Origin of the sequence: Sphingopyxis sp. BE235 (genome assembly GCF_031457175.1) — a bacterium.
Lineage (GTDB): Bacteria > Pseudomonadota > Alphaproteobacteria > Sphingomonadales > Sphingomonadaceae > Sphingopyxis.
In genome coordinates this window covers 255888-278237 of sequence record NZ_JAVDWC010000005.1, presented here as the reverse complement: position 1 = coordinate 278237, position 22350 = coordinate 255888, and the positions used below count along the sequence as shown (strand labels likewise).

Annotated in this window: 20 protein-coding genes; 19 read left to right on the top strand and 1 reads right to left on the bottom strand. The window is 66.3% G+C overall.

Going from position 1 to position 22350, the window contains the following annotated elements:
• Positions 1–7 precede the first annotated feature (7 nt).
• The gene (gene fabG / locus J2X38_RS19790; RefSeq protein ID WP_310256591.1) at positions 8–748 is read left to right on the top strand and encodes a 3-oxoacyl-[acyl-carrier-protein] reductase; all 741 of its coding nucleotides are present in this window, start codon (positions 8–10) and stop codon (positions 746–748) included.
• A gap of 34 nt (positions 749–782) precedes the next feature.
• A complete protein-coding gene (locus tag J2X38_RS19785) occupies positions 783–1322 on the top strand; it encodes a hypothetical protein (RefSeq protein ID WP_310256588.1) in 540 nt (179 codons plus the stop codon).
• Positions 1323–1383: 61 nt separating this feature from the next.
• Here the strand turns inward: J2X38_RS19785 and J2X38_RS19780 are convergent, their stop codons facing one another.
• Positions 1384–3507, bottom strand: a complete 2124-nt coding sequence (locus J2X38_RS19780) for a TonB-dependent receptor (RefSeq protein ID WP_310256585.1) — start codon at positions 3505–3507, stop codon at positions 1384–1386.
• A gap of 194 nt (positions 3508–3701) precedes the next feature.
• Between J2X38_RS19780 and J2X38_RS19775 the strand changes: the two genes are divergently transcribed.
• The 17 genes from J2X38_RS19775 (at position 3702) to J2X38_RS19695 (ending at position 22349) form a co-directional block, all read left to right on the top strand.
• The gene (locus J2X38_RS19775) at positions 3702–4691 is read left to right on the top strand and encodes a cysteine synthase A (protein ID WP_058536479.1); all 990 of its coding nucleotides are present in this window, start codon (positions 3702–3704) and stop codon (positions 4689–4691) included.
• Entirely contained in the window at positions 4688–5083 is a 396-nt protein-coding gene (locus J2X38_RS19770; protein ID WP_058536006.1) for a hypothetical protein, read from the top strand. The genes J2X38_RS19775 and J2X38_RS19770 overlap by 4 nt, the downstream gene beginning before the upstream one ends.
• A gap of 35 nt (positions 5084–5118) precedes the next feature.
• Positions 5119–6243, top strand: coding sequence for a DUF4350 domain-containing protein (locus J2X38_RS19765; protein WP_310256582.1), 1125 nt, complete (start codon positions 5119–5121; stop codon positions 6241–6243).
• A 276-nt stretch (positions 6244–6519) separates the two neighbouring features.
• On the top strand, positions 6520–7020 hold the full coding sequence (locus tag J2X38_RS19760; protein ID WP_058536007.1) for a division/cell wall cluster transcriptional repressor MraZ: 501 nt from the start codon (positions 6520–6522) through the stop codon (positions 7018–7020).
• Entirely contained in the window at positions 7017–8000 is a 984-nt protein-coding gene (gene rsmH / locus J2X38_RS19755) for a 16S rRNA (cytosine(1402)-N(4))-methyltransferase RsmH (RefSeq protein ID WP_310256579.1), read from the top strand. The genes J2X38_RS19760 and rsmH overlap by 4 nt, the downstream gene beginning before the upstream one ends.
• A complete protein-coding gene (locus tag J2X38_RS19750) occupies positions 7994–8608 on the top strand; it encodes a hypothetical protein (protein WP_310256576.1) in 615 nt (204 codons plus the stop codon). Before rsmH ends, J2X38_RS19750 begins: the two co-directional genes overlap by 7 nt.
• On the top strand, positions 8605–10293 hold the full coding sequence (locus tag J2X38_RS19745) for a penicillin-binding protein 2 (protein WP_137889551.1): 1689 nt from the start codon (positions 8605–8607) through the stop codon (positions 10291–10293). The genes J2X38_RS19750 and J2X38_RS19745 overlap by 4 nt, the downstream gene beginning before the upstream one ends.
• Complete coding sequence (locus tag J2X38_RS19740) at positions 10293–11732, top strand: UDP-N-acetylmuramoyl-L-alanyl-D-glutamate--2,6-diaminopimelate ligase (protein WP_310256571.1); 1440 nt, start codon at positions 10293–10295, stop codon at positions 11730–11732. The genes J2X38_RS19745 and J2X38_RS19740 overlap by 1 nt, the downstream gene beginning before the upstream one ends.
• Positions 11729–13138 carry a UDP-N-acetylmuramoyl-tripeptide--D-alanyl-D-alanine ligase gene (gene murF, locus J2X38_RS19735; RefSeq protein WP_310256568.1) on the top strand — a complete coding sequence of 470 codons (1410 nt, stop codon included), beginning with the start codon at positions 11729–11731 and terminating at the stop codon, positions 13136–13138. The genes J2X38_RS19740 and murF overlap by 4 nt, the downstream gene beginning before the upstream one ends.
• Before the next feature lie 230 nt (positions 13139–13368).
• Entirely contained in the window at positions 13369–14439 is a 1071-nt protein-coding gene (mraY, locus tag J2X38_RS19730) for a phospho-N-acetylmuramoyl-pentapeptide-transferase (protein WP_310256565.1), read from the top strand.
• Positions 14436–15740 carry a UDP-N-acetylmuramoyl-L-alanine--D-glutamate ligase gene (gene murD / locus J2X38_RS19725; RefSeq protein ID WP_310256563.1) on the top strand — a complete coding sequence of 435 codons (1305 nt, stop codon included), beginning with the start codon at positions 14436–14438 and terminating at the stop codon, positions 15738–15740. Before mraY ends, murD begins: the two co-directional genes overlap by 4 nt.
• On the top strand, positions 15737–16972 hold the full coding sequence (locus J2X38_RS19720; RefSeq protein WP_310256560.1) for a putative peptidoglycan glycosyltransferase FtsW: 1236 nt from the start codon (positions 15737–15739) through the stop codon (positions 16970–16972). The genes murD and J2X38_RS19720 overlap by 4 nt, the downstream gene beginning before the upstream one ends.
• Positions 16969–18153, top strand: coding sequence for an undecaprenyldiphospho-muramoylpentapeptide beta-N-acetylglucosaminyltransferase (gene murG / locus J2X38_RS19715; protein WP_310256558.1), 1185 nt, complete (start codon positions 16969–16971; stop codon positions 18151–18153). The genes J2X38_RS19720 and murG overlap by 4 nt, the downstream gene beginning before the upstream one ends.
• On the top strand, positions 18153–19583 hold the full coding sequence (gene murC / locus J2X38_RS19710) for a UDP-N-acetylmuramate--L-alanine ligase (RefSeq protein ID WP_310256833.1): 1431 nt from the start codon (positions 18153–18155) through the stop codon (positions 19581–19583). The genes murG and murC overlap by 1 nt, the downstream gene beginning before the upstream one ends.
• Positions 19580–20491, top strand: a complete 912-nt coding sequence (gene murB / locus J2X38_RS19705) for a UDP-N-acetylmuramate dehydrogenase (RefSeq protein ID WP_310256556.1) — start codon at positions 19580–19582, stop codon at positions 20489–20491. Before murC ends, murB begins: the two co-directional genes overlap by 4 nt.
• Entirely contained in the window at positions 20488–21414 is a 927-nt protein-coding gene (locus J2X38_RS19700) for a D-alanine--D-alanine ligase (RefSeq protein ID WP_137889545.1), read from the top strand. Before murB ends, J2X38_RS19700 begins: the two co-directional genes overlap by 4 nt.
• On the top strand, positions 21411–22349 hold the full coding sequence (locus J2X38_RS19695; RefSeq protein WP_058536019.1) for a cell division protein FtsQ/DivIB: 939 nt from the start codon (positions 21411–21413) through the stop codon (positions 22347–22349). The genes J2X38_RS19700 and J2X38_RS19695 overlap by 4 nt, the downstream gene beginning before the upstream one ends.
• Position 22350: the final 1 nt, after the last annotated feature.

Below are 22350 nucleotides of genomic sequence, written 5' to 3'. Positions count from 1 at the left end.
CAAAACCATGTTCGATCTCACCGGCATGACCGCCCTCGTCACCGGCGCTTCGGGCGGCATCGGCTCGGCCATCGCGCAGGCGCTCGCGGCGCAGGGCGCGCGGCTCGCGGTGTCGGGCTCCAATGCCGACAAGCTCAATGCCTTCCGCGATACGCTCGGCGGCGACCATGTCGCGCTGCCCTGCAACCTCGGCGATGCGGCCGCGGTCGATGCGCTCGTCCCGTCGGCGGTCGAGGCGTTGGGCCAGCTCGATATTCTCGTCAACAATGCCGGCGTCACGCGCGACAACCTGATCATGCGCATGAAGGACGAGGAGTGGATGGATGTCATCCGCATCAATCTCGAGGCCAATTTCCGCCTTGCGCGGGCTGCGGCGAAGCCGATGATGAAGGCGCGGTTCGGCCGCATCATCTCGATCACCAGCGTCGTCGGCGCGACAGGCAATCCGGGGCAGGCCAATTATGCCGCGTCAAAGGCGGGCGTCACCGGCATGACCAAGGCGCTGGCGCAGGAACTCGCGAGCCGCGGCGTCACCGCGAACTGCGTCGCGCCTGGCTTTATCGCCACCGCGATGACCGACGACCTGCCCGACGCGCAGAAAGAGGTACTCAACCAGCGCATTCCGGCCGGCCGGATGGGTGCTGGCGACGATATCGCCGCCGCCGTCGTCTATCTGGCGTCGAAGGAAGCGGGCTATGTCACCGGTCAGACGTTGCATGTGAACGGCGGGATGGCCATGCTGTCCTGAGGGGGCGCACCCTAAAGGGCGGAAGGATTCGTCGATGCATAAGGGTCTGATCGCGGGCGTTGCACTTGCCTTGGCGATGCTTCCGGGCGCGGTCCGGGCGCAAGAGGGCGAGAAGTTCGACTGCGTCGTCACGTCGGTCCCGATCGGCACCAAGAATTCGATCGGTCTCGCGATGGCCGGTGGCGGCGACGAAGCATCGCGCGAGGCGCTGTTCAAACAGCTTGGCGCGGTCACCGACGATTGTGTGACGCGCCATGGCATCGCCGCCGAACAAAAGAGTGTCTATTTCGACTACAGCCTCGCGCGCATTTCGCGCGAATGGCTGATGGGCGACATCGCAAAACTCGGTCTGGCGAGTGTGATCGTCGACAAGGCGCTCGATTTCGGTCCCGGCGGCGCGAACCCCGATCTGTCGGGCGACATGACCGAGGATCAGATCATGAAGATCGTCCAGGCCTATATCGAGAGCGGCGTCGACATCGAAAAGGTCGACGGCGCGGCGTGGGAAAAGGTCGGCGCCTATGCCGCGGCGACCTCGATCTACTGGAACAAGCGCAAGCAACTCGCCTTCTGAACCCGAACGGGCCGGATCCGGCTGAACCGGACCCGGCCCTCGGGACGAGCGGAGAGAGGGGTTAGAAGCTCGCCCGGGCTGTCAGCCGGAAATCGCGTCCGGCCAGCGGCACATAATCCTTGGTAAAGCTGGCGTGGCGGCGCGCTTCGACGTCGAAGATATTGTTCGCCGACAGGCTGAGCGTCAGATTCTTCGTATCGGGAAGCGGGCGCCAGCTGAGCGAAGCATTGACCAAAGTGAAGCCCTTGGTCGGCGTCTCGAACTGCGCGACGCGCGTCTGGTCGTCGGTCCATTCGACCTCGACGCGCGCATCGACGCGTTCGCCTTGTGCTTCGAGCCCGCCGAGGACGCGGAGCGCCGGGATGCGCGGCACGTTACGGTCGAGCCCGGCATTCTTGATCTTCGCGCGCGTCATGTCGGCGGTCACATCGCCGACGATGTTGAAGCCGCCGATCTGCGCCAACCGCGCGCTCGCTTCGGCCTCGAAGCCATAGACGCGCGCGTCGCGCTGGAAATACTGGAAGACGGGCAGTTCATCCTCTTCCGCGCCGGTTGCGGCCGAATAGATGAAATTGTCGAACCAGTTCGAATAGCCGGTCAGGCTGAGGTTGAACGCATCGGTCTTGATCTTGAACGAAGCTTCGGCACCCCAGTTCGATTCGCGCTTCAAATTCGGGTCGCCGAGCTCGAAGCTCTGCGTTGCGATGTGCGGGCCGTTCGACAGCAGCTCCTCGGCCGACGGCGCACGGACCGCGCGCGATACCGAGACGCCGAATTTCGCGCCCTCGAATATGTCGTAGGTCGCGCCGAGCGCGCCCGAAAAGCTGTCGAAATTGCGTTCGAAACCCAGCGTGTGGGCGCGGACATTGGTCTTTTCGTACCGCGCCGCGGCTTCGAGCCCGAGCGGACCCATCGTATATTCCTGCAGCGTGAAGAGCGCGAACTGGTCGGTCAGGTTGTGGGGCACGAACGCCTCGGCGCCGATCGCGTCAAAGTCGCGATGGCTATACTGCACGCCGCTCGCGCCGCGCCAGCCGCCGCGGTCGTTCTGCGCCAGCTCGATCCGGCCTTCGATGCCCTGGTTGGTGAAGATGGTGCCGACCTCGTCGCCCTCGAACTCGGTGTGTTTGTAATCGGCAAAGCCCGCACGGACGCGCAGCTTGTCGAAGAAGCCGTCGCCCAGCTCGACTTCGCCGCGAAGATCCGCGCGCCACTGCTTCAAGCCGATGGTGACGGGACCTTCGCCATGGTCATGACCGCCTTCTTCCTCGCCGCCATGGTCATGCGCGGTGTTCGGGCGGTCGGGCACACCGTAATTGGAGTCGAAATAGCCGATCGATATGCCGAGCTGGCCGCCGTCGTTGATCAGCGACAGGCCGCCGCCGGCGGTCCATGTCTCGCTCTGCGTGTTGTCGATCTTGCCGCGCTTGCCCGCCTGTGCCGTCAGCTCGGCCGCCTCGTCGGGATGCCCGTCCTCGATCTCATGCTCGGCAAGGTGGAGCAGGTCCCCGCGAATGCCGGGAGCATAGACGAAGCCGCCGCTGCGGGCGTCGCCCGTCTTGCGCCAGCTGCCGTCGAGATGCGCGACGATCTGCGGGCTCAGCGCGACGTCGATCGAGCTGCCGATGTTGCGGTCGTTCGCGGCGGTCGCATAGCCGCCGATCGCATCGATATGGACATGATCGGTCGGAACCTTGCGCGGGATGCGGCGGTCGAACATGTTCACCGCGCCGCCGATCGCCTGGCTGCCGAACAGCAGCACCGCGGGGCCGCGCAGAATCTCGATGCGTTCCACGGTCAGCGGGTCGATGGTGACCGCATGGTCGGCGGAGGTGTTCGACGCGTCGATCGACCCGATGCCGTCGGTGAGCACGCGCACGCGCTCGCCCGAAAAGCCGCGGAGCACGGGGCGCGAAGCGCCGGGCGAGAAGCTCGTCGCCGACACGCCCGGCTGGCGGGTGAGCGTGTCGCCGATCTGCCCGCGAATGTCGCGCGCCAGCTCGTCGCCTTCGAGCACCGACACATTGCCGAGGATATCGAGGCTACGGACATAGGGCGCGGTGACGACGATCGGCTCGCCGGTGTGCACATCGTCGTCGCTGCCCGCGGCGGCGCGGTCCTGCGCGTACGCGGGGGCGGCGAGGAAGAGGGCAAAGGTGAAACCGGCGGAGCAAAGCAAACGCATAAGGGGAGAGTCCTGTTGTTATGGCGACCTGTCGGCGCACCCAGTAATGATATACTGTTACAATCGCAACCCTTGAGGTGGTCCCGGGCTGTCGTTCGTCGGACGTCGATGCCCGTTGGTCGACAAAGGCCGAACATTGACAGGGCAAGCGAAGCTGTCTTGCGAGGCTGCGGGCGGCGCCCTAGATCATGCTTATGACTATTGCTGCAAACAGCCTCGACCTCATCGGCAACACCCCGCTGGTGCTGCTCAAGGGGCCGAGCGAAGCCACCGGCTGTGAAATCTGGGGCAAGTGCGAATATGCCAACCCCGGCGGATCGGTGAAGGACCGCGCCGCGCTCTATATTGTCCGCGATGCCGAAGCGAACGGCAGCCTGCGTCCCGGCGGTACGATCGTCGAGGGCACCGCGGGCAACACCGGCATCGGGCTGGCGCTCGTCGGCAATGCATTGGGCTACAAGACGATCATCGTCATGCCCGACAACCAGAGCGCCGAGAAAATGGCGACGATCCGCGCCCTGGGTGCCGAACTGGTGCTCGTCCCACCCGCGCCCTTCGCCAACCCCGGCCATTTCGTCCACACCTCGCGCCGCATCGCCGAGGAAACCGACAATGCGATCTGGGCCAACCAGTTCGACAATATCGCCAACCGCAAATCGCACATCTTCGGCACCGCCGAAGAGATATGGGAGCAGATGGACGGCCGCATCGACGGCTTCACCTGCGCGGCGGGCACCGGCGGCACGATCGCGGGCACCGGGCTCGGGCTGAAGGCGCATAATTCCGACGTCGTCATCGCGCTCACCGATCCGCACGGCGCGGGGCTCTATAATTATTATCAGTGCGGCGAGCTGCGCGCCGAAGGCAATAGCGTTGCCGAAGGGATCGGTCAGAACCGCATCACCGCCAACCTCGACGGCGCGCCGATCGATACGCAGTTCCGCATCTCGGATGCCGAGGGGCTCGCGGTGGTCCGCCAACTGCTGGACGAAGAGGGGCTATGTCTCGGCCTGTCGTCGGGGATCAACGTCGCCGGGGCGATGGCGCTCGCGCGGCAGCTGGGTCCGGGCAAGCGCATCGCAACCATCCTCTGCGACAGCGGGTTTCGCTATCTCTCGACGCTCTACAACCCCGAATGGCTGGCGAGCAAAGGACTGGAGACGCCAAAGGAGACGGCGGCATGAGCGTGCGGATCGAAATTCCTTCGTCCCCAAAAGAGGCGCCGCCGCCACCCCCCACCGCGCCCGTCGACGACACGATACGCCGCTTGCAGATCGGCATCGCCGGGGTGCTCACGGTGTTGCTGCTCGTCGGCATGGCCGGGTTGATCGGTGATCGCGCCCGGGAAAGCGCGGCCGGCGACACCGCCGCCACCGCCGAAGTCAAGATGCCGGGTGACGAAGAGAAAACCAGCGGCGCGCCGCTTGAGGAACTGGGCGTTCAGGCGGTGTCGCCCTCGTCGAAGGATGAAAATGCCGCGACCCCGGTAAAGGTGCCGCAGGCCGCCCCATCGGCGACCGTGCCCGACCTCGAACCCGATCCTGCACTCCAGCGCGCGCGCCAGTCGAACCAGTGACGGCGGCATCGCGCCGGCCCGTGCTGCGCGCTTTCATGATAGCTGCCACGATCGTCGCGCTGGCCTGGGTCGCGGGCGGGCAGGCGCTGCTCGGCCGCATCGATCCGGCGCTTGCGATCCCGCTGCTCGCGCCGCCGATGCTGCTTTTGGCCTGGTGGCAGCGCGGTGAGCCCGTCGCGGCGCGGCGTCGCGCTTGCCTTCTCACTCTCGCGCTTGTGGCGATAACGCAGGCTTTGCTTGGCGTCGTTCTCGCCGGATCGGCGGCGTGGTTGCAGCTGCTACTGGCGATCATAGCGGGGGGCATCGCGGCTTGGCTCGCGGACAGGATCATCCAATGGCGCAGCCCGAGTAAATTGCTGTCGTGGCTCGCCGGATTTCTGCTCGTGGTCGGCTGGTTCGGGGCGGGGCACGCGCTGCTCGCGACCCTCTATCGGCCCGCGTCGGCTTCGGCGGGCGCGCCTGCCGTCACCATGCTCACCGGCCTGCCGCTGCGCTGGTCGGCAAGTCCAAGCATCGCGGCGATGATCGCCGAAGGGACGAACGACGATCCGGCGCTCGCGCGGCTGGCGGCGGCGGGGCCGGTGTCGCTGGTCGACAGCCTCGCCGATCATGTGCCGCCGCCGGGCGGGACTCTGTTCATCGCGCACCCGCGCGCGCTGGCGCCGCAGGAACTGGTCGCGATCGATGCGTTCGTGCGGGGCGGCGGGCGCGCGGTCGTACTCGCCGATGCGCTGTCGGGCTGGCCGGCGCGCCATCCGCTCGGCGATCCGCGCAACGCGCCGGTGACGAGCCTGCTCACCCCGCTGCTCGACCATTGGGGTGTGATGCTGGGCGCCGCGCCCGCGCAGGAGAGCAAGCCGCTGCCGGTCGATGTCGATGGCGCGCGCCTGCGCCTGTTCAGTGCAGGACGCCTCGATCGCCTGCCGCGGGCGTGCCGCGCCCACGCCGACCGCCGCGTGGCGCAATGCCGGATCGGGCAGGGCGAGGTCTGGCTGGTTGGCGATGCCGACCTGCTCTTCGAGCCATTATGGCAGCCGCTCGTTCCGGGCGCATTTCATCTGCGCCAAGCCGATACGATGGAGTGGCTTTCGGCCCGCCTGTGGCGCGGTTCCGGAAACAGCTTGCTTCATCCGCTCTGGATTCGCGCCCGTACCACCTGAGTCGGGCGTATCCGCCCCGATTTACCCCGATCGAAGCCTGTCCCGCAGTGCCGCTGTGCGCCGTGGGACCGGTATTTACCCAATTCGGAGGTCTTTTTGCGGCAAATGGGGGTCAGATTCCCTATTTCACCCTAAATTACCCCTTTTCACCCCGATCTATAGTTGATACTCAGGAATCGGAGAGGGGCATTCTCCACCCGTGCCGAACCAGCTGGAATCATGCGATTTCGGGGACGGGGAAGTTTTGCCCGGTGGCACGATACGGGGGGCAGAGCGATGGCGATTGTGACGCCCGGCCAGTATGCGGGCACCAGCTTTGCCGCGATCGATGGCAAGGGGCGCATCGCCGTCCCCTCACAATTCCGCAACAATGTGCCCCTCATTGCGGACGGCCAGCGCGTGCTTTGGGTCGGTTTCCACGAAAAGCTGCCCTGCCTCGTCGCCTATGGCCAGGATCAATATGACCGGCTGAACGGCGAGATCGAACGCGACCGCGAAACCGCGCGGCTGCGCAACCTCGACTTCGACGAAGATGCCGAGTTCAAGAAGCGCTTCAGCTACACCGAGCCATACACGCTCGACGACAGCGGTCGCTTCCTTCCCAGCTTTATCCACCGCGACCGCGTCGGCGATGCCGGCGCGACGGCTTTTGTGGGCTCGGGTCGCCGCCTCGAAATCTGGTGGTTGCCGGCCTTGGCCGAATGCGCCGAGGCGGACCCGGTGTTGCAGCGCCTCGCCGCGTCGTGGGACGCGACAAAAGGGAAGGGGCGCAAGTGACCGACCTTCCCCCCGAACTCCCTCGGGACCCACGCCACGATCCGGTCCTCCGTGAAGAAGTCCTCGCCGCACTTGCCATCGCCCCGGGCGAGCGCCACGTCGACGCGACCTTCGGCGCCGGCGGCTACACGCGTGCGATGCTCGCCGCGGGCGCCGACGTCATCGCCTGCGACCGCGATCCCGACGCGATTGCCGAAGGGCAGGCGCTCGTCGAGGAAGCCGGCGGCAAGCTGACTTTGATCCATGGCCGCTTCGGCGAGATCGACCGGCTGCTCGCCGAACGCGGAATCGACGCGGTCGACGGTATCACGTTCGACATCGGCGTGTCGTCGATGCAGCTCGATCAGGGCGAGCGCGGCTTTTCGTTCCAGAAGGACGGTCCGCTCGACATGCGCATGGCGCAGGAGGGCGAAAGCGCCGCCGACTGGCTGAACAGCGCCGACGAGCATGTCATCGCCGACGTGCTCTTCCATTATGGCGACGAACGCCAGTCGCGCCGCGTTGCGCGCGCGATCGTCGCGGCGCGTCCGCTCACCCGCACCGGCGAACTCGCGACGGTGATCCGCAAGGCGCTGCGCCATCCGCCCGGCGCGCCCAAGGATCCTTCGACCAAGAGCTTTCAGGCGATCCGCATCCATGTGAACGGCGAGCTCGACGAGCTGATCGCAGGCCTCAACGCCGCCGAGCGCCTGCTGCGCCCCGGCGGCCGGCTCGCCGTCGTCAGCTTCCACAGCACCGAGGATCGCATTGTGAAGAACTTCCTGCGCGAACGCAGCGGTGGCGATGCCGCGGGTTCGCGCCACCGGCCCGCGCCGCTCCCTCTGGCGCGGGCCGCAACTTTCGAAACCCCGGCGCGCAAGGTGCGCCCGGGCAAGGCCGAAGAGGCGCGCAACCCGCGCGCGCGTTCGGCGACGCTGCGCAGTGCGATCCGGACATCGGCTCCGGCCCATTCGACGATCAAGGAGGCGATGTCATGCTGATGGCGGCCCGCAAGCTCCAGGGAATCGGCCTGGTCCTGCTCGTGCTCATCTTCGCGATGATGCTTTATCCCGTGTCGCTCAAAGTCGCGGCGACGCGCAGCGAGCTGACGCGCATCGAAAAGCAGATCGACCGCACGCGCGACAATATCCGCTACCTCGAATCCGAACTCGCGGTGCGCGCCTCGATGCGCCAGCTCGAACAGTGGAACGCCGACACCTTTGGCTATTCGGCACCCGATGCGGGGCAATATCTGGCGAGCGAGCGCCAGCTTGCGTCGCTCGACCGCCTGCCGCGCGCCCGCGGCGCCAACGAGGTCGCGCCGGTGCTGATGGCGATGGTGTCGCCCGTCGGCACGCCCGCCGTCAGTGCGCCGAAAGAAAGCCCGGTCGCCGGCAAGATCGCCGCCGTGAAGCCCGTCACTCCCAAGCCGGTCGTGCTCGCACAGGCCGACACCGCCATCCGCAGCGACGTGACGCCGCGGATGGCGCCGACGCGCCGCCGCGAACAATTGAAGATGATCGAGGACCAGTTGCTCGCCGAATCGACACTCGCCGATCTCAAGCGTGCCGCGGCGGTCGAAGCGGCAGGAGGCAAGTCCGGCCGATGAACACGCTGGTCGTCCGTCCAACGAGGGTCCGAACCGCCGGAGTGCGGCAGCAGATATTGCTGACCGCGCAACAGCGTTTGATGATCCTGATGCTGCTGTTCATGGCGGCATTTTTCGTTGTGTCGGTGCGGCTGCTCTATTTCGCGCTATTCGATACCTCGTCGAGCGCCCACGCGGCGACCGCCTTCGTTCCGGCGCGCGCCGACATCGTCGACCGCAACGGCGTGCCGCTTGCACGCACGATCGACGGCTATTCGATCCGCGTCGTCCCGTCGAAGCTGCTCAACAACCGGCAATATCTCGCCGACGAGCTCCACAAGATTTTCCCCGATATGCCGCGCGAGGAATTGCTCGCAAAGGTTAGCGGCTCGCGCCCGACCTATATTCGCCGCCGCGCGCTGCCGGACCAGGTGGCGGCGGTGAATGCGATCGGCGACGTCGGCTTCGACTTCCCGCGCGAAAAGGAACGCCTCTATCCTCAGTTGACGCTCGCCGCACATGTGCTCGGCTTCACCAATGCCGAGGGGCACGGCGTCACCGGCGTCGAGGGCGCGTTCGACCAGCGGCTGATCGACAAGGCGACGCGCGGCGAGCCGCTCGCGCTGTCGATCGACGCGCGCGTGCAGGGCGTGCTCGAAAGCGAACTGAGCTCGGCGGTCGCGAACCTCGAGGCGATCGGCGGCGCGGGGATCATCCTCGACGTCCACACGGGCGAAGTCGCCGCGATGACCTCGCTGCCGACCTTCAACCCGAACAAGCTGACCGGTAGCGACCCGGCGACGCGCCGCAACGCGGTGACCTATAATCTCTACGAGCTCGGTTCGACCTTCAAGCCGCTGTCGATCGCGGCCGCGATCGACGACGGCACGATCACTAGTATGGCACGCCGCTACGACGCGTCGGCGCCGTTGCCGATCGCAGGTTTCCGCATCCGCGACAGCCATCCCGGCCGCTGGTACAATGTGCCCGAGACGCTGATCGAAAGCTCGAACATCGCCACCGCGCGTATCGCCGACGAACTCGGGCGCGAAAATCTGGAGCGGCTCTTCCGCAATCTCGATTTCGACAAGCGCCCGCAGATCGACCTCAAGGAACGGGCTTTCCCGCTGTGGCCGAAGGACTGGGGCCGCGTAACCACGATGACGACCAGCTATGGCCACGGCATCGCGGTGACCCCGATGCATCTCGCGAGCGCCTATGCCGCGCTCGTCAACGGCGGCATCTATCGCCCCGCGACGCTGATGAAGCTCGGCGACAAGGCGCCGCCGCAGGGCCGCCGCGTGTTCAAGGCGGCGACCAGCGCGCGGATGCGCCAGCTCCTCCGCCTCATCGTTTCCGACGGCACCGGCAAGCAGGCGAACGCGCCGGGCTTTCGTGTCGGGGGCAAGACCGGTTCGGCAGAAAAGCCGGGCGCGGGCGGCTATCGTCGCCATTCGCTCGTCTCGACCTTCTCGGCGGCTTTCCCGATGGACAATCCGCGCTATGTGGTGATCGTGATGATCGACGAGCCGAAGGGTAACGCGTATAGTTCGGGACAGCGCACCGCAGGCTGGACCGCAGCGCCCGTGGTGCGCAAGGTCGTGACTCGCGCGGGGCCGATGCTGGGTGTCTTCCCCGACGAAAGCCGCGACGTCGATGTCTCCGAACTCATCCCCTTGCTGCGGAGAAACGAGGAAACGCACTGATGCGTCTCGCCGCGCTGCTCGAAGATCAGGCGCTGGGGGGCAGCGATCCCGTCGTTACGGGGCTTGCGATCGATCATCGCAAAGTCGCGCCGGGGACGATTTTCGGCGCCTTCGTCGGCGAAAAATTCAACGGCGAGGATTTCATTGCTGCCGCGATCGAAGCGGGCGCGGTCGCGATCGTTGCGCGTCCCGAAGCGAAGGTCGAGGGCGCGGTACATATTACCGACGCCAACCCGCGCCGCGCCTTTGCGCATATCGCCGCGCGCTTCTTTCACCGCTTTCCCGCGACCTGCGTCGCGGTGACGGGCACGAACGGCAAGACCTCGACCGTCGAAATGACGCGCCAGCTGTGGCGGATGGCCGGATTCAACGCCGCGTCGATCGGCACGCTGGGCATCACGACCTCGATGGACAGCGCATCGACGGGACTCACGACGCCCGACATCGTCACCTTCCTCTCGAACATGTCGGGTCTCGCCGCCGAAGGCATCACCCACGCCGCGTTCGAAGCATCGAGCCACGGGCTCGACCAGTATCGGACCGAAGGCCTGTCGGTGAAGGCGGCCGCCTTCACCAATCTCAGCCACGATCATCTCGACTATCACGGCACGATGGAGGCCTATCTCGCCGCCAAGATGCGGCTTTTTGACGAAGTGGTGGTGAAAGACGGCGCGGCGGTGATCTGGGCCGATGACGCCTATTCGGCCGAAGTGATCGATGCGGTGACCGCGCGCGGCGTCCGCCTGCTGACCGTCGGCACGAAGGGCGAAACGCTCCGCCTCGTTTCGCGCGAGCCGACCCAACTCGGCCAGTCGCTCGTCATCGCGGCGGGCGATCTCACCCAAAAGGTCGATCTGCCGCTGATCGGCGCCTATCAGATCGCGAACGCGCTCGTATCCGCGGGACTCGTGATTGCGACCGGCGGCGACGCGGCGCAGACGCTGAGCAATCTCGCGCGGCTGCAGCCGGTGCGCGGTCGCCTCGAACGCGCGGCGATCACGCGGACCGGCGCGCCCGTCTATGTCGATTATGCGCATACGCCCGATGCGATCGAGGCCGCGCTCGACGCGCTGCGCCCGCACGCGACCGGCCGCCTGATCCTCGTTTTCGGCGCCGGCGGCGACCGTGACCAGGCAAAGCGCCCCGAAATGGGCAAGGCCGCCGCAGCCAACGCCGACGTGCTGATCATCACCGACGACAATCCGCGCGGCGAAGACCCCGCCGTCATCCGAGGCGCGATCGCTGCCGCCGCGCCCGACGCGCAAGTCATCGGCGACCGCCGCGCCGCCATCGCCGCCGCGATCGCCGAAGCAAAGGCCGAGGACATCGTCTGCATCGCGGGCAAGGGCCACGAACAGGGTCAGATCGTCGGCCGCGGCGACGCCACGCGCGTCATTCCCTTCGACGATGTGAGCGTAGCGCGCGAGGAGGCGGCATGAACCCGCTCTGGACCGCACGCGCCATCGCGGCTGCTACGAGTGGCGAAGCGAGCGCCGACTTCACCGTCCATGGCGTCGCCTTCGACTCGCGCGAGGTGACGAAGGGCGATCTCTTCGTCGCGATGAAAGGTGAGGCGACCGACGGCCACAAGTTCATCGACAAGGCGATCGCGGCGGGCGCCGCGGGCATCGTCTGCGAAACCGTGATCGATCACCCGCACGTTCGCGTCGCCGACAGCGCCGAGGCGCTGAATGCGCTCGGCATCGCGTCGCGCGCGCGCAGCCATGGCCGGATCATCGGTGTCACCGGCTCGGCGGGCAAGACGGGGACGAAGGAAGCGCTGTTCGCTGCGCTCGACCGCTTTCGCCCGGGCAAGGCGCACCGCTCGGTCAAAAGCTACAACAACCATGTCGGCGTGCCATTAAGTCTCGCGCGCATGCCCTCGACCGCCGATTTCGGCGTGTTCGAAATGGGGATGAACCATGCGGGCGAGCTTGCCGAATTGACGCGCATGGTGCGCCCGCACGTCGCGATCGTCACCACCATCGCCCCCGCGCATATGGAATATTTCGGCAGCGAAGAGGCCATCGCAGACGCGAAGGGCGAGATTTTCGAAGGACTCGAACCCGGCGGCACCGCGATCGTCCCGTTCGACAGTCCGCATTATGCAAGGCTGCGCGCCAAGGCGGAACAGCACGCGGCGCACGTCGTCAGCTTCGGTCTGAACGAAGGGGCCGACGTCCGCGCGGTCGACTGGCTTTCGGACGGGCGGGGCGGCTCACTCGTCACCGCGCAGGTCCAGGATTCGCTCCTCTGCTTCACCATCGCGCAGGCCGGGGCGCATTGGGTCGCCAATTCGCTCGCCGTGCTTGCAGCGGTCAAGGCGGTCGGCGGCGACCTTCCCGCAGCGGGCCTTGCCTTTGCCGAAATGGGCGGCCTCACCGGGCGCGGCGCGCGCCACCGCGTCGAAGTGCCGGGCGGCCACATCCTCGTCATCGACGAAAGCTATAACGCGAACCCCGCTTCCATGGTCGCGACGATCAACCAGTTCGGCACCGAATCCGCCGACCGCAAGATCGCGATTCTCGGGGCGATGAAGGAGCTTGGGCCGGGCGGGGAGGCGTATCACGCGGGTCTCGCGGCTCCGCTCGTCGCGGCCGGAGTGCAATTCGCCCTGCTTGTCGGCGAAGAGATGGCGCCGCTCGCCAAAGCGCTTGAGGGCCGCATCGATTTCGAGCATGTGCCCGCGCACTCTGCCGCGGTAGGGCGGCTGAAGGACCTGATCCGTCCGGGCGACGCCGTGCTGGTCAAGGGGTCGAACAGCGTCGGGCTGTCGCATGTCGTGACGGCGCTGACCAACGGGGACTCAGGGTTCAAACCTCTTACCAGCGGCAACGAGGTTTGAGTCAGAATGGCTCAGCACTAGGAGAGAAGACGCAGTCATATGTCGATATTACAAGACTTCTCGACGCAGGGGTGGGCCATTCTGGCCAAATCCCTTCGGGACGGCCAAATGGCTTCCATCTCGCGCGAAGGCGCGCTTGGACAGGCAACCAGCCTGTCCGGCGCGCGCCTTCGCGCGACCTGTTCGCCATTTGGCCGCCTCGTTGGCGCTGGTAAGAGGTTTGAACCCTAATGCTTTACTGGCTGGCGGAATGGCTTGGCTTTCCGGGGGCTCTCAACCTCATTCGCTACCTGAGCTTCCGCTCGGGGGCAGCGGTTGCGACCGCGCTGATCATCGGGCTGTGGATCGGCCCGCGTTTCATCCTGATGCTGCGGATGCGGCAGGGGAAGGGGCAGCCGATCCGCGACGACGGGCCGCAAAGCCACCTCGCCAAAAAGGGCACGCCGACGATGGGCGGGCTGATGATCCTGATTTCGCTGATGATTTCGGCGCTCCTGTGGATGGACCTGTCGAACCGCTTCGTCTGGGCTTGTCTGTTCGTCACTGCGGGTTTCGCGGTCGTCGGCTTCCTCGACGATTTCGACAAGGTGACCAAGGCCAGCCATCGCGGGATTCCGGGTCGGGTGCGGCTGCTGATCGAATTTGCCATCGCCGCGGTCGCGGTGCTGCTGATCGTCTCGCGCACCGGTACCGACCTGTATCTGCCCTTCTTCAGCGGAATCGTCATCCCGCTCGGGCCGCTTTACTATGTCTTTGCGATGATATTGATCGTCGGTTTCGGCAATGCGGTGAACCTCACCGACGGGCTCGACGGCCTCGCGACCTTTCCCGTGATCATCGCCAGCCTGACCTTCCTCGTCATCGTTTACCTCTCGGGCAACGTGAAGTTCGCGGGCTATCTCGGCATTCCGCACGTCCCCGGCGCGGGCGAGCTTGCGGTGTTTGCCGCGGCGATCATCGGCGCCTGCCTCGCCTTCCTGTGGTTCAACGCGCCCCCCGCGGCGGTGTTCATGGGCGATACGGGCAGCCTCGCGCTCGGTGGCGCGCTCGCGACGATCGCGGTCACCGCGCAGCATGAACTTGTCCTCGTCCTCGTCGGCGGGCTGTTCGTGGTCGAGGCGCTGTCGGTGATCATCCAGGTCTTCTGGTACAAGCGCACCGGCAAGCGCGTGTTCCGTATGGCGCCAATCCACCATCATTTCGAACAATTGGGCTGGCCCGAATCCACCGTCGTCATCCGTTTCTGGATCGTCTCGATCGTCCTCGCGCTCGCAGGGCTCGCGACCTTGAAACTCCGTTGATCTCCTCGCGCGCCTTTGCCGGTCGCCGCTACGCGGTGCTGGGACTGGCGCGCTCGGGCCTGGCGACCGTCGAGGCGCTCGTCGCCAGCGGCGCGGGCGTGACCGCATGGGACGACCGCGAGGAAGCGCGCGACGATGCGATGGCCTTGGGAGCCGACATCGGCAATCCGCTCGAGATCGACCTGATTGGTTTTGCAGGGGTCGTGGTGTCGCCCGGCGTGCCGCTCAACCGTCATCCGATCGCGGCGCACGCGCGTGAGGCGCATGTCCCGGTCATCGGCGACGTCGAGCTTTTTGCCGAGGCGCGTGACGAGTTGCCCGCGCACAAGGTCGTCGGCATCACCGGCACGAACGGCAAGTCGACCGTCACCGCGCTGATCCAGCATATGCTCGAAAGCGCCGGGGTGCCGTCGCTGATGGGCGGCAATATCGGCCTGCCGATCCTGTCGCGCGACCCGCTTGCCGAGGGCGGGGTCTACGTCCTCGAACTGTCGAGCTACCAGATTGACCTGTCGCACAGCCTCGCGTGCGACATCGCGGTGCTCACCAACCTCAGCCCCGATCATCTCGACCGCTACGACGGCTTCGCGGGCTATACGGCGTCGAAGGCGCGGCTGTTCGGCCTCCAGCACCGCGATCAGGTCGCGATCGTCGCGGTCGACGACGATCCGTCGAAGATGATCGCCAGCCGCATCAACCACCGCCTCCACCGCGTGTCGGCAAAGGATATCGACCCGGTCGACCAGGCGCGCTGGCCCGCATTGCAGGGGCCGCACAATGCCCAGAACGCCGTGTGCGCGATCGCCGTGTGCCGCGTGCTGGGGATGAACGACGAACAGATCGAACGCGGCCTCGCGACCTACAAGTCGCTGCCGCATCGTATGGAATTGGTCGGCGAAGTCGGGGGGGTCAGCTGGTTCAATGACAGCAAGGCTACCAATGCGGCTTCCGCTGCACCGGCGCTGGCGGCTTTCCCGCCAGCGCCGGACCAGCGTTTGCACTGGATTGCGGGCGGCAAGGCCAAGGGCGACGGGCTCGCGGCGTGCCGTCCCTGGTTCGGCCACGTCAAACGCGCCTATCTGATCGGCGAGGCGATGGAGCCGTTTGCCGCCGAAATCGGCGATGCGCTGCCCGTCGACCTGTCGGGCGATATGGCGACCGCAGTCGCCCGCGCGGCGGCGGCGGCAAAGCCGGGCGATATCGTTCTGCTCTCGCCGGCGTGCGCGTCGTTCGACCAGTTCAAGGATTATGAGCAGCGCGGCGATGCGTTTCGCGCCGCCGTTCAGGCGCTCGGGGCATGAGCGGGGGGGACAATATGGAGAGCGCGACCGAAAGGCCGGTGATCGCCGCCACGCGCACCACGAAACGCCGTGGCCCGCGCCTCAGCCGCGCCGACCGCACGCCGCTCGGCCTGTGGTTCTGGGAAATCGACCGCGTGCTGTTGTTGCTCGTGTCGATCCTCGTCGCGGTCGGGCTCGTCGCCGTGGCCGCGGCTTCGCCCGTCGCGGCGCAGAAATTGTCGACCTCGACCGCGTCGCTCGACCCGCTCTATTATTTCTATCGCCAGCTGATGTGGGTGATCGTCGGCGTGCCGGTGATGCTGATGGTGTCGATGCTGCCCAAGCCGCAGGCGCGGCGGTTCGCCATTTACGGCACCATCGCTTTCCTCATCCTCCTCTTCCTCGTGCCGCTGGTCGGCACGTCGGTGAACGGTGCGCAGCGATGGATCGGCAGCGGCGCGTTCCGGCTCCAGCCGTCGGAATTCCTCAAACCCTTCTTTGCCGTGGCGCTCGCGTGGGTGTTGTCGCTACGGCTGCACGACCAGAGCCTGCCCGTCGTGCCGCTGGCGCTCGCGCTCACCGGCGTCATCGCGCTGCTGCTGATGAGCCAGCCCGACCTCGGGCAGACGGTCATTTTCGTCGCGACCTGGCTGGTGCTGGTGATGGTCGCGGGGCTGTCGATGCGCATCCTTGCCGGTCTTGCCGGAGCCGGGGTCGTCGGGCTCGTGCTCGCCTATTTCTTCTATCCGGTCGCGCAGCAGCGCATCAACATCTGGCTGTTCGCCGAGGGCGACAGCTTCCAGGTCGACAAGGCGCATGCGACGCTGACCGCGGGCGGCCTCATCGGCACCGGCCCCGGCGCGGGGCTTGCCAAGTTCCAGCTGCCCGAGGCGCACACCGATTATATCTTCTCGGTCATCGGCGAGGAGTTCGGGATGATCGCGTGCATCGCGATCGCGGTGCTCTATCTCGCGATCATCGTGCGCGTCCTCGTCCGCCTGCTCGACGAGGAAGACAGCTTCCTGATCCTCGCCGTCGCGGGCCTGATCGCGCAGTTCGGCGGACAGGCGGTGATCAACATGGCGGTGAACACGCAAATCTTCCCGTCGAAGGGGATGACCTTGCCGTTCATCAGCTATGGCGGCTCGTCCTTCATCGCTTTGTCGATCGGCATGGGTTTGCTCTTGTCGCTGACCCGCCGAAACCCCTATGCGGCACGGGTGTCGATGACCCGAAACTGGAACAAGAAATGACCGCAACACGCCACTTCCTTCTCGCCGCCGGCGGGACGGGAGGACATATGCTGCCCGCCTACGCCCTCGCGGGCGAACTGATTTCGCGCGGACATCGCGTCGCGCTGGTCAGCGACGACCGCGGGCTGAAGATTCCGGGCGCCCCCGCTGAGATGGAAACGCACGTTCTGCCCGCCGGCCGCGTATCGGGTGGGCCCGTCGGCTGGCTGAAGGCTGCATTCGCGATCCGCAAGGGCCGCCGTATGGCGATCGAGCTGATCCGCGAGTTCGATCCTGCCGTCGTCGTCGGCTTCGGTGGTTACCCGTCGCTGCCCAGCCTGCTTGCCGCAGGCGCGATGAGGCGGCCACGCGTGCTCCACGAACAAAATGCTGTGCTCGGCCGCGTCAACCGGATGATGGCGCCGCGCGTCGATGCGGTGGCGGTCGCCTATCACAATATCCAGCGCTACCCTGAGGGGCATGAGCTGAAGAAGCATATCACCGGCAACCCGGTGCGCGACGAGATCATCGCGATCCGCGAAGAAGGTTATCCCCCACTTCCCGAGGACGGCATCGTCCGCCTCCTCGTCGTCGGTGGCAGCCTGGGCGCGACGGTGCTCAGCGAGGTCGTTCCCGCCGCCATCGCGATGCTGCCCCCCGCACTGCTCAGCCGTCTGCAAGTCGTGCAGCAGTGCCGCGAGGCCGATCTGGAAACGGTACGCGCGAAATATGCCGAACTGGGCGTCGCCGCCGAATGTGCCCCCTATATCGCCGATTTCCCCGAGCGGCTGCGCTGGGCGCATATGGTGATCGCGCGCGCGGGTGCCTCGACCGTCGCTGAGCTGGCGTGCGCCGGCCGTCCGGCGATCTTCGTGCCCTATCCGCACGCGATGGACGACCACCAGACCTATAATGTCGTCGACCTCGTCGAAGCGGGCGGGGCGATTGCCTTCCAGCAGCCCGATTTCACGCCGGCCGAGGTTGCGAAGCATATCCAGCGCATGGCGCTCGAGCCCGGTGCGCTCGAAGCGGCGGCCGAGCGCGCGGCGAGCTGCGGCTTGCCCGATGCCACACGCGATCTTGCCGACCTTGTCGAATCGCTCGTCGCGCCGCCGATGATGGACGTGATCCGCGTCGGGGCGTCCTCGGGCCAGCGTGCCGCCGCAAGCGGCATGGCCTCGGCCCGCACGGGAGATAAATGATGCGCGGCGTTGCGACCGACATCGGCACCATCCACTTCATCGGCATCGGCGGCATCGGCATGTCGGGGATCGCCGAGGTGATGCACAATCTCGGCTATCAGGTGCAGGGCAGCGACATCGCCGACGGCTATGTCATCGAAGGGCTGCGCAAGCGCGGGATCAAGGTCGCGATCGGGCACGAGGCGTCGAACGTCGACGGCGTCGCGGTCGTCGTGACCTCGACCGCGGTCAAGCGCGGCAATCCCGAGGTCGAGGCAGCTCTCGCGGGCCGCATCCCGCTCGTCCGCCGCGCCGAAATGCTCGCCGAGCTGATGCGGCTGAAGTCGACCGTCGCGATCGCGGGCACCCACGGCAAGACGACGACGACCAGCCTGGTCGCGGCGTTGCTCGATGCGGGCGGGATCGACCCGACCGTGATCAACGGCGGCATCATCAACAATTACGGCTCGAACGCGCGCCTCGGCGCCAGCGACTGGATGGTCGTCGAGGCCGACGAGAGCGACGGCAGCTTCCTGCGCCTCGACGGCACGATCGCGGTCGTCACCAACATCGATCCCGAACATCTCGACCATTATGGCAGCTTCGACGCGATCAAGGACGCCTTCGTCGAGTTTATCGAGAATGTGCCTTTCTATGGCGCGGCGATGCTGTGCCTTGACCATCCCGAGGTGCAGGCGATCATTCCGCGCATTCGCGACCGCCGGATCATTACCTATGGCTTCTCTGCCCAAGCCGACGTGCGCGGCACCAATGTGACGCCCGGCCCCGACGGCAACCGCTTCGACGTCGTCGTGCGCGACCGCGACGGCAACAGCCGCACGATTGAGGGCATTCACCTGCCGATGTCGGGGCGGCACAATGTCCAGAACTCGCTCGCGGCGATCGCGGTCGCACTGCACATGGGCGTTTCGGACGACAAGATCGTGTCGGGCTTCCACGGTTTTGCCGGGGTCAAGCGCCGCTTCACGAAGGTCGGCGAGATTGCTGCCGGTGAGGGCGTGGTGACCGTGATCGACGATTACGCGCATCACCCGGTCGAAATTCGCGCCGTCCTGTCAGCCGCACGCGAGGGCGTCGGTGCGGGCCGCGTCGTCGGCGTCGTCCAGCCGCACCGCTTCACGCGCCTCCGCGATCATATGGACGATTTCCAGCAGGCGTTTAACGACGCCGATATCGTGCTCGCACTGCCCGTCTATGCGGCAGGCGAAAGCCCGATCGACGGCGTGTCTTCGGATGCGCTGGTCGAAGGTCTGCGTGATCGTGGGCACCGCCAGGCGAATGTCGTCGCCGACGCCGGCGCACTGGCTTCCGCTATCGCGGCGAGCATCGCTGCGGGTGATCTCGGCGCCGGCGACAAGATCATCTGTCTCGGCGCGGGCGACATCACCAAGATGGCGGCGGGCCTCGCCGCCGCGGTGGAGGCGGCATGAGCGCCGTCGACACCCTTCCGGCGGTGCGCGGCAAGCTGACGGCAAAGGCGCCGCTGGCGCCGCTCGTCTGGTTCAAATCGGGCGGTCCCGCCGACTGGCTGTTCGAGCCGAAGGATGTCGGAGACCTCGCAGATTTTCTTCGCGACCTCGATCCCGCGATCCCTGTGATGGCACTCGGTCTCGGATCGAATCTGATCGTCCGAGATGGCGGTTTTCCGGGCGTTGTCGTCCGATTGGGCAAGCCATTTGCCAAAGTGACCCGCGCTTGGGATCCAGACGACCATGTTACGCTTGAGTGCGGCGGCGGCGCATCAGGCATCTTGGTTTCCTCAACTGCGCGTGATGCTGGAATCGCGGGGCTGGAATTCTTGCGCTCGATACCCGGCACGGTCGGCGGTTTCGTGCGCATGAACGGCGGCGCTTATGGCGGTGAGGTCAAGGACATATTGGTAGACTGCGAAGTCGTGCTCCGTACGGGCGAATGCCGGACGCTGTCGCTCGCCGATCTGGATTATAGCTACCGCCATTCCGAGCTGCCCGATGGTGCGATTGTCGTACTCGCCAGTTTCCGCGGCCAGCTCGGTGACCCTGCGGCGATCCAGACCGAAATGGACCGCATCTCGGCCAGCCGCGAAGCGTCGCAGCCGCTGCGCTCGAAGACCGGCGGCTCGACCTTCAAGAATCCCGACGGCCACAAGGCGTGGCAGCTCGTCGACGAGGCCGGCTGCCGCGGTTTTGCCGTCGGCGGGGCGCAAGTCAGCGAGAAACACACCAATTTCCTGATCAATACCGGCGATGCGACGAGCGCCGATATCGAAGCGCTCGGCGAGGAAGTCCGCCGCCGTGTAAAGGCCAAGAGCGGCATCGAACTGCAATGGGAGATTCAACGCGTGGGAGTGGCGAAGTGAGCCGGGGTCCGTGGCATGTCGCCGTCCTGATGGGCGGCTGGTCGGCCGAGCGCGAAGTGTCGCTGATGAGCGGCAATGGCGTTGCTGACGCGCTGGAATCGCGTGGGCACAAGGTCACGCGCATCGACATGGACCGCGACGTCGCGCTGCGGCTCGCCGAGGCGAAGCCCGATGTCGTGTTCAATGCGCTCCACGGCGTTCCCGGTGAGGACGGCACCGTGCAGGGTATGCTCGACCTGATGGGCCTCAAATATACGCACAGCGGCCTCGTCACCTCGGTGATCGCGATCGACAAGGAATTGACGAAGCAGGCGCTGGTGCCGCATGGTATTCCCATGCCGACGGGGACGATGGTCGACAGCGAAAGCCTCTTTACAGTCGACCCCTTGCCGCGCCCCTATGTGCTGAAGCCCGTCAACGAAGGCTCGTCGGTCGGGGTCGCGATCGTCAAGGACGACAGCAATTATGGCAACCCGATCGCGCGTGAAGCCGTCGGCCCCTGGCAGGAATTCGACCGGCTGCTCGCCGAGCCTTTTATCAAGGGCCGCGAACTGACCGTCGCGGTGCTCGCCGATCAGGCGCTCGCGGTCACCGAACTGCGCGTCAAATCGGGTTTCTACGATTATGACGCCAAATATACCGATGGCCTGACCGAACATGTCTGCCCCGCCGACGTTCCCGACGAGGTGGCGCAGCGGATGAAGGATCTGGCGCTGCAATCGCACCGCCTGCTCGGCTGCAAGGGCGCCTCGCGCTCGGATTTCCGCTGGGACGATGAACATGGCCTCGCGGGCATCTTCCTGCTCGAGGTCAACACCCAGCCGGGAATGACGGCGCTCAGCCTCGTGCCCGAACAGGGACGCGCCGTCGGCATGGATTATGCCGAACTGGTCGAACGCATCGTGGGGGAAGCGTTATCATGAGCAAGACACAGATCAAGCGCGGGAAGGCGCCGCCGCGCCGCCCGGCGCGCGCGCCGAAGAAGCGGCGGAAGGTACAGACCTCGCGCCTCAACGCGATCATCAACGCGCTGCCGATCAGCCCGCAGCGGCTGCAGAAGGTCGCGAACTGGACGATCGGGCTCAGCCTGTGTGCGGTGGTCGCGATCGGCGCACACGCGACGGGCGTCACCGCGAAGATTCACGAGGAATATGCGCAGGCGGTCGGCCGCGCCGGCTTCCAGGTCAAGAAGGTCGAAGTCGTCGGCGCCGACCGCATCGACCGGCTGAAAGTTTATGACATCGCGCTCGCGCAGAAGGACCGCTCGATGGCCGCGGTCGATCTCGAGGATGTGCGCGGCGACCTGATGCGCTATGGCTGGATCAAGGATGCGCGTGTGTCGCGGCGTCTGCCCGACACGCTCGTCGTCGACATCGTCGAGCGCACCCCGGCGGCGATCTGGCAGCATAATAATCGCCTGTCGCTGATCGACGAAAAGGGCGTCGTGCTCGAACCCGTCACCGTCGCGACGATGCCCGACCTGCCGCTCGTCATCGGGCCGAAAGCGAACCAGCGCTCGCAGGATCTCGACCGGCTGCTGACAGAGGCGAGTAGCCTCAAGGAATTGCTTGCCGGCGCGACGTGGGTCGGCAATCGCCGCTGGGACCTGCGTTTCCGCAGCGGCGAGACGCTGTCGCTTCCCGAAGGCGAGGCCGAGGCAAAGGCCGCGCTCGCCAAATTCGCGCATATGGATGGCGCCAACCGCTTGCTCGGTCGCGGCATATTGCGCTTCGACATGCGCGATCCCGCGCGCTTCGTGCTGCGCCTGCCGCACGAAGGGCAGGTGGCGCCCGCAAAGCTCGACGATGCGCGCGCCGCGGTCGATGCGGTCGCCGAAGCCTCGGCGGAGAAGGGATAAG

Bases quoted from the DNA above. Each gene is read 5' to 3' on its own strand.
- J2X38_RS19780 (WP_310256585.1), bottom strand. From the start codon at position 3,507: ATGCGTTTGCTTTGCTCCGCCGGTTTCACCTTTGCCCTCTTCCTCGCC.
- murB (WP_310256556.1), top strand. From the start codon at position 19,580: ATGAGCGCCGTCGACACCCTTCCGGCGGTGCGCGGCAAGCTGACGGCA.
- J2X38_RS19695 (WP_058536019.1), top strand. From the start codon at position 21,411: ATGAGCAAGACACAGATCAAGCGCGGGAAGGCGCCGCCGCGCCGCCCG.
- J2X38_RS19720 (WP_310256560.1), top strand. From the start codon at position 15,737: ATGAGCGGGGGGGACAATATGGAGAGCGCGACCGAAAGGCCGGTGATC.
- J2X38_RS19760 (WP_058536007.1), top strand. From the start codon at position 6,520: ATGGCGATTGTGACGCCCGGCCAGTATGCGGGCACCAGCTTTGCCGCG.
- J2X38_RS19765 (WP_310256582.1), top strand. From the start codon at position 5,119: ATGATAGCTGCCACGATCGTCGCGCTGGCCTGGGTCGCGGGCGGGCAG.
- J2X38_RS19770 (WP_058536006.1), top strand. From the start codon at position 4,688: ATGAGCGTGCGGATCGAAATTCCTTCGTCCCCAAAAGAGGCGCCGCCG.
- mraY (WP_310256565.1), top strand. From the start codon at position 13,369: ATGCTTTACTGGCTGGCGGAATGGCTTGGCTTTCCGGGGGCTCTCAAC.
- J2X38_RS19785 (WP_310256588.1), top strand. From the start codon at position 783: ATGCATAAGGGTCTGATCGCGGGCGTTGCACTTGCCTTGGCGATGCTT.
- J2X38_RS19740 (WP_310256571.1), top strand. From the start codon at position 10,293: ATGCGTCTCGCCGCGCTGCTCGAAGATCAGGCGCTGGGGGGCAGCGAT.
- J2X38_RS19750 (WP_310256576.1), top strand. From the start codon at position 7,994: ATGCTGATGGCGGCCCGCAAGCTCCAGGGAATCGGCCTGGTCCTGCTC.
- J2X38_RS19745 (WP_137889551.1), top strand. From the start codon at position 8,605: ATGAACACGCTGGTCGTCCGTCCAACGAGGGTCCGAACCGCCGGAGTG.
- murC (WP_310256833.1), top strand. From the start codon at position 18,153: ATGCGCGGCGTTGCGACCGACATCGGCACCATCCACTTCATCGGCATC.
- murG (WP_310256558.1), top strand. From the start codon at position 16,969: ATGACCGCAACACGCCACTTCCTTCTCGCCGCCGGCGGGACGGGAGGA.
- murF (WP_310256568.1), top strand. From the start codon at position 11,729: ATGAACCCGCTCTGGACCGCACGCGCCATCGCGGCTGCTACGAGTGGC.
- J2X38_RS19775 (WP_058536479.1), top strand. From the start codon at position 3,702: ATGACTATTGCTGCAAACAGCCTCGACCTCATCGGCAACACCCCGCTG.
- fabG (WP_310256591.1), top strand. From the start codon at position 8: ATGTTCGATCTCACCGGCATGACCGCCCTCGTCACCGGCGCTTCGGGC.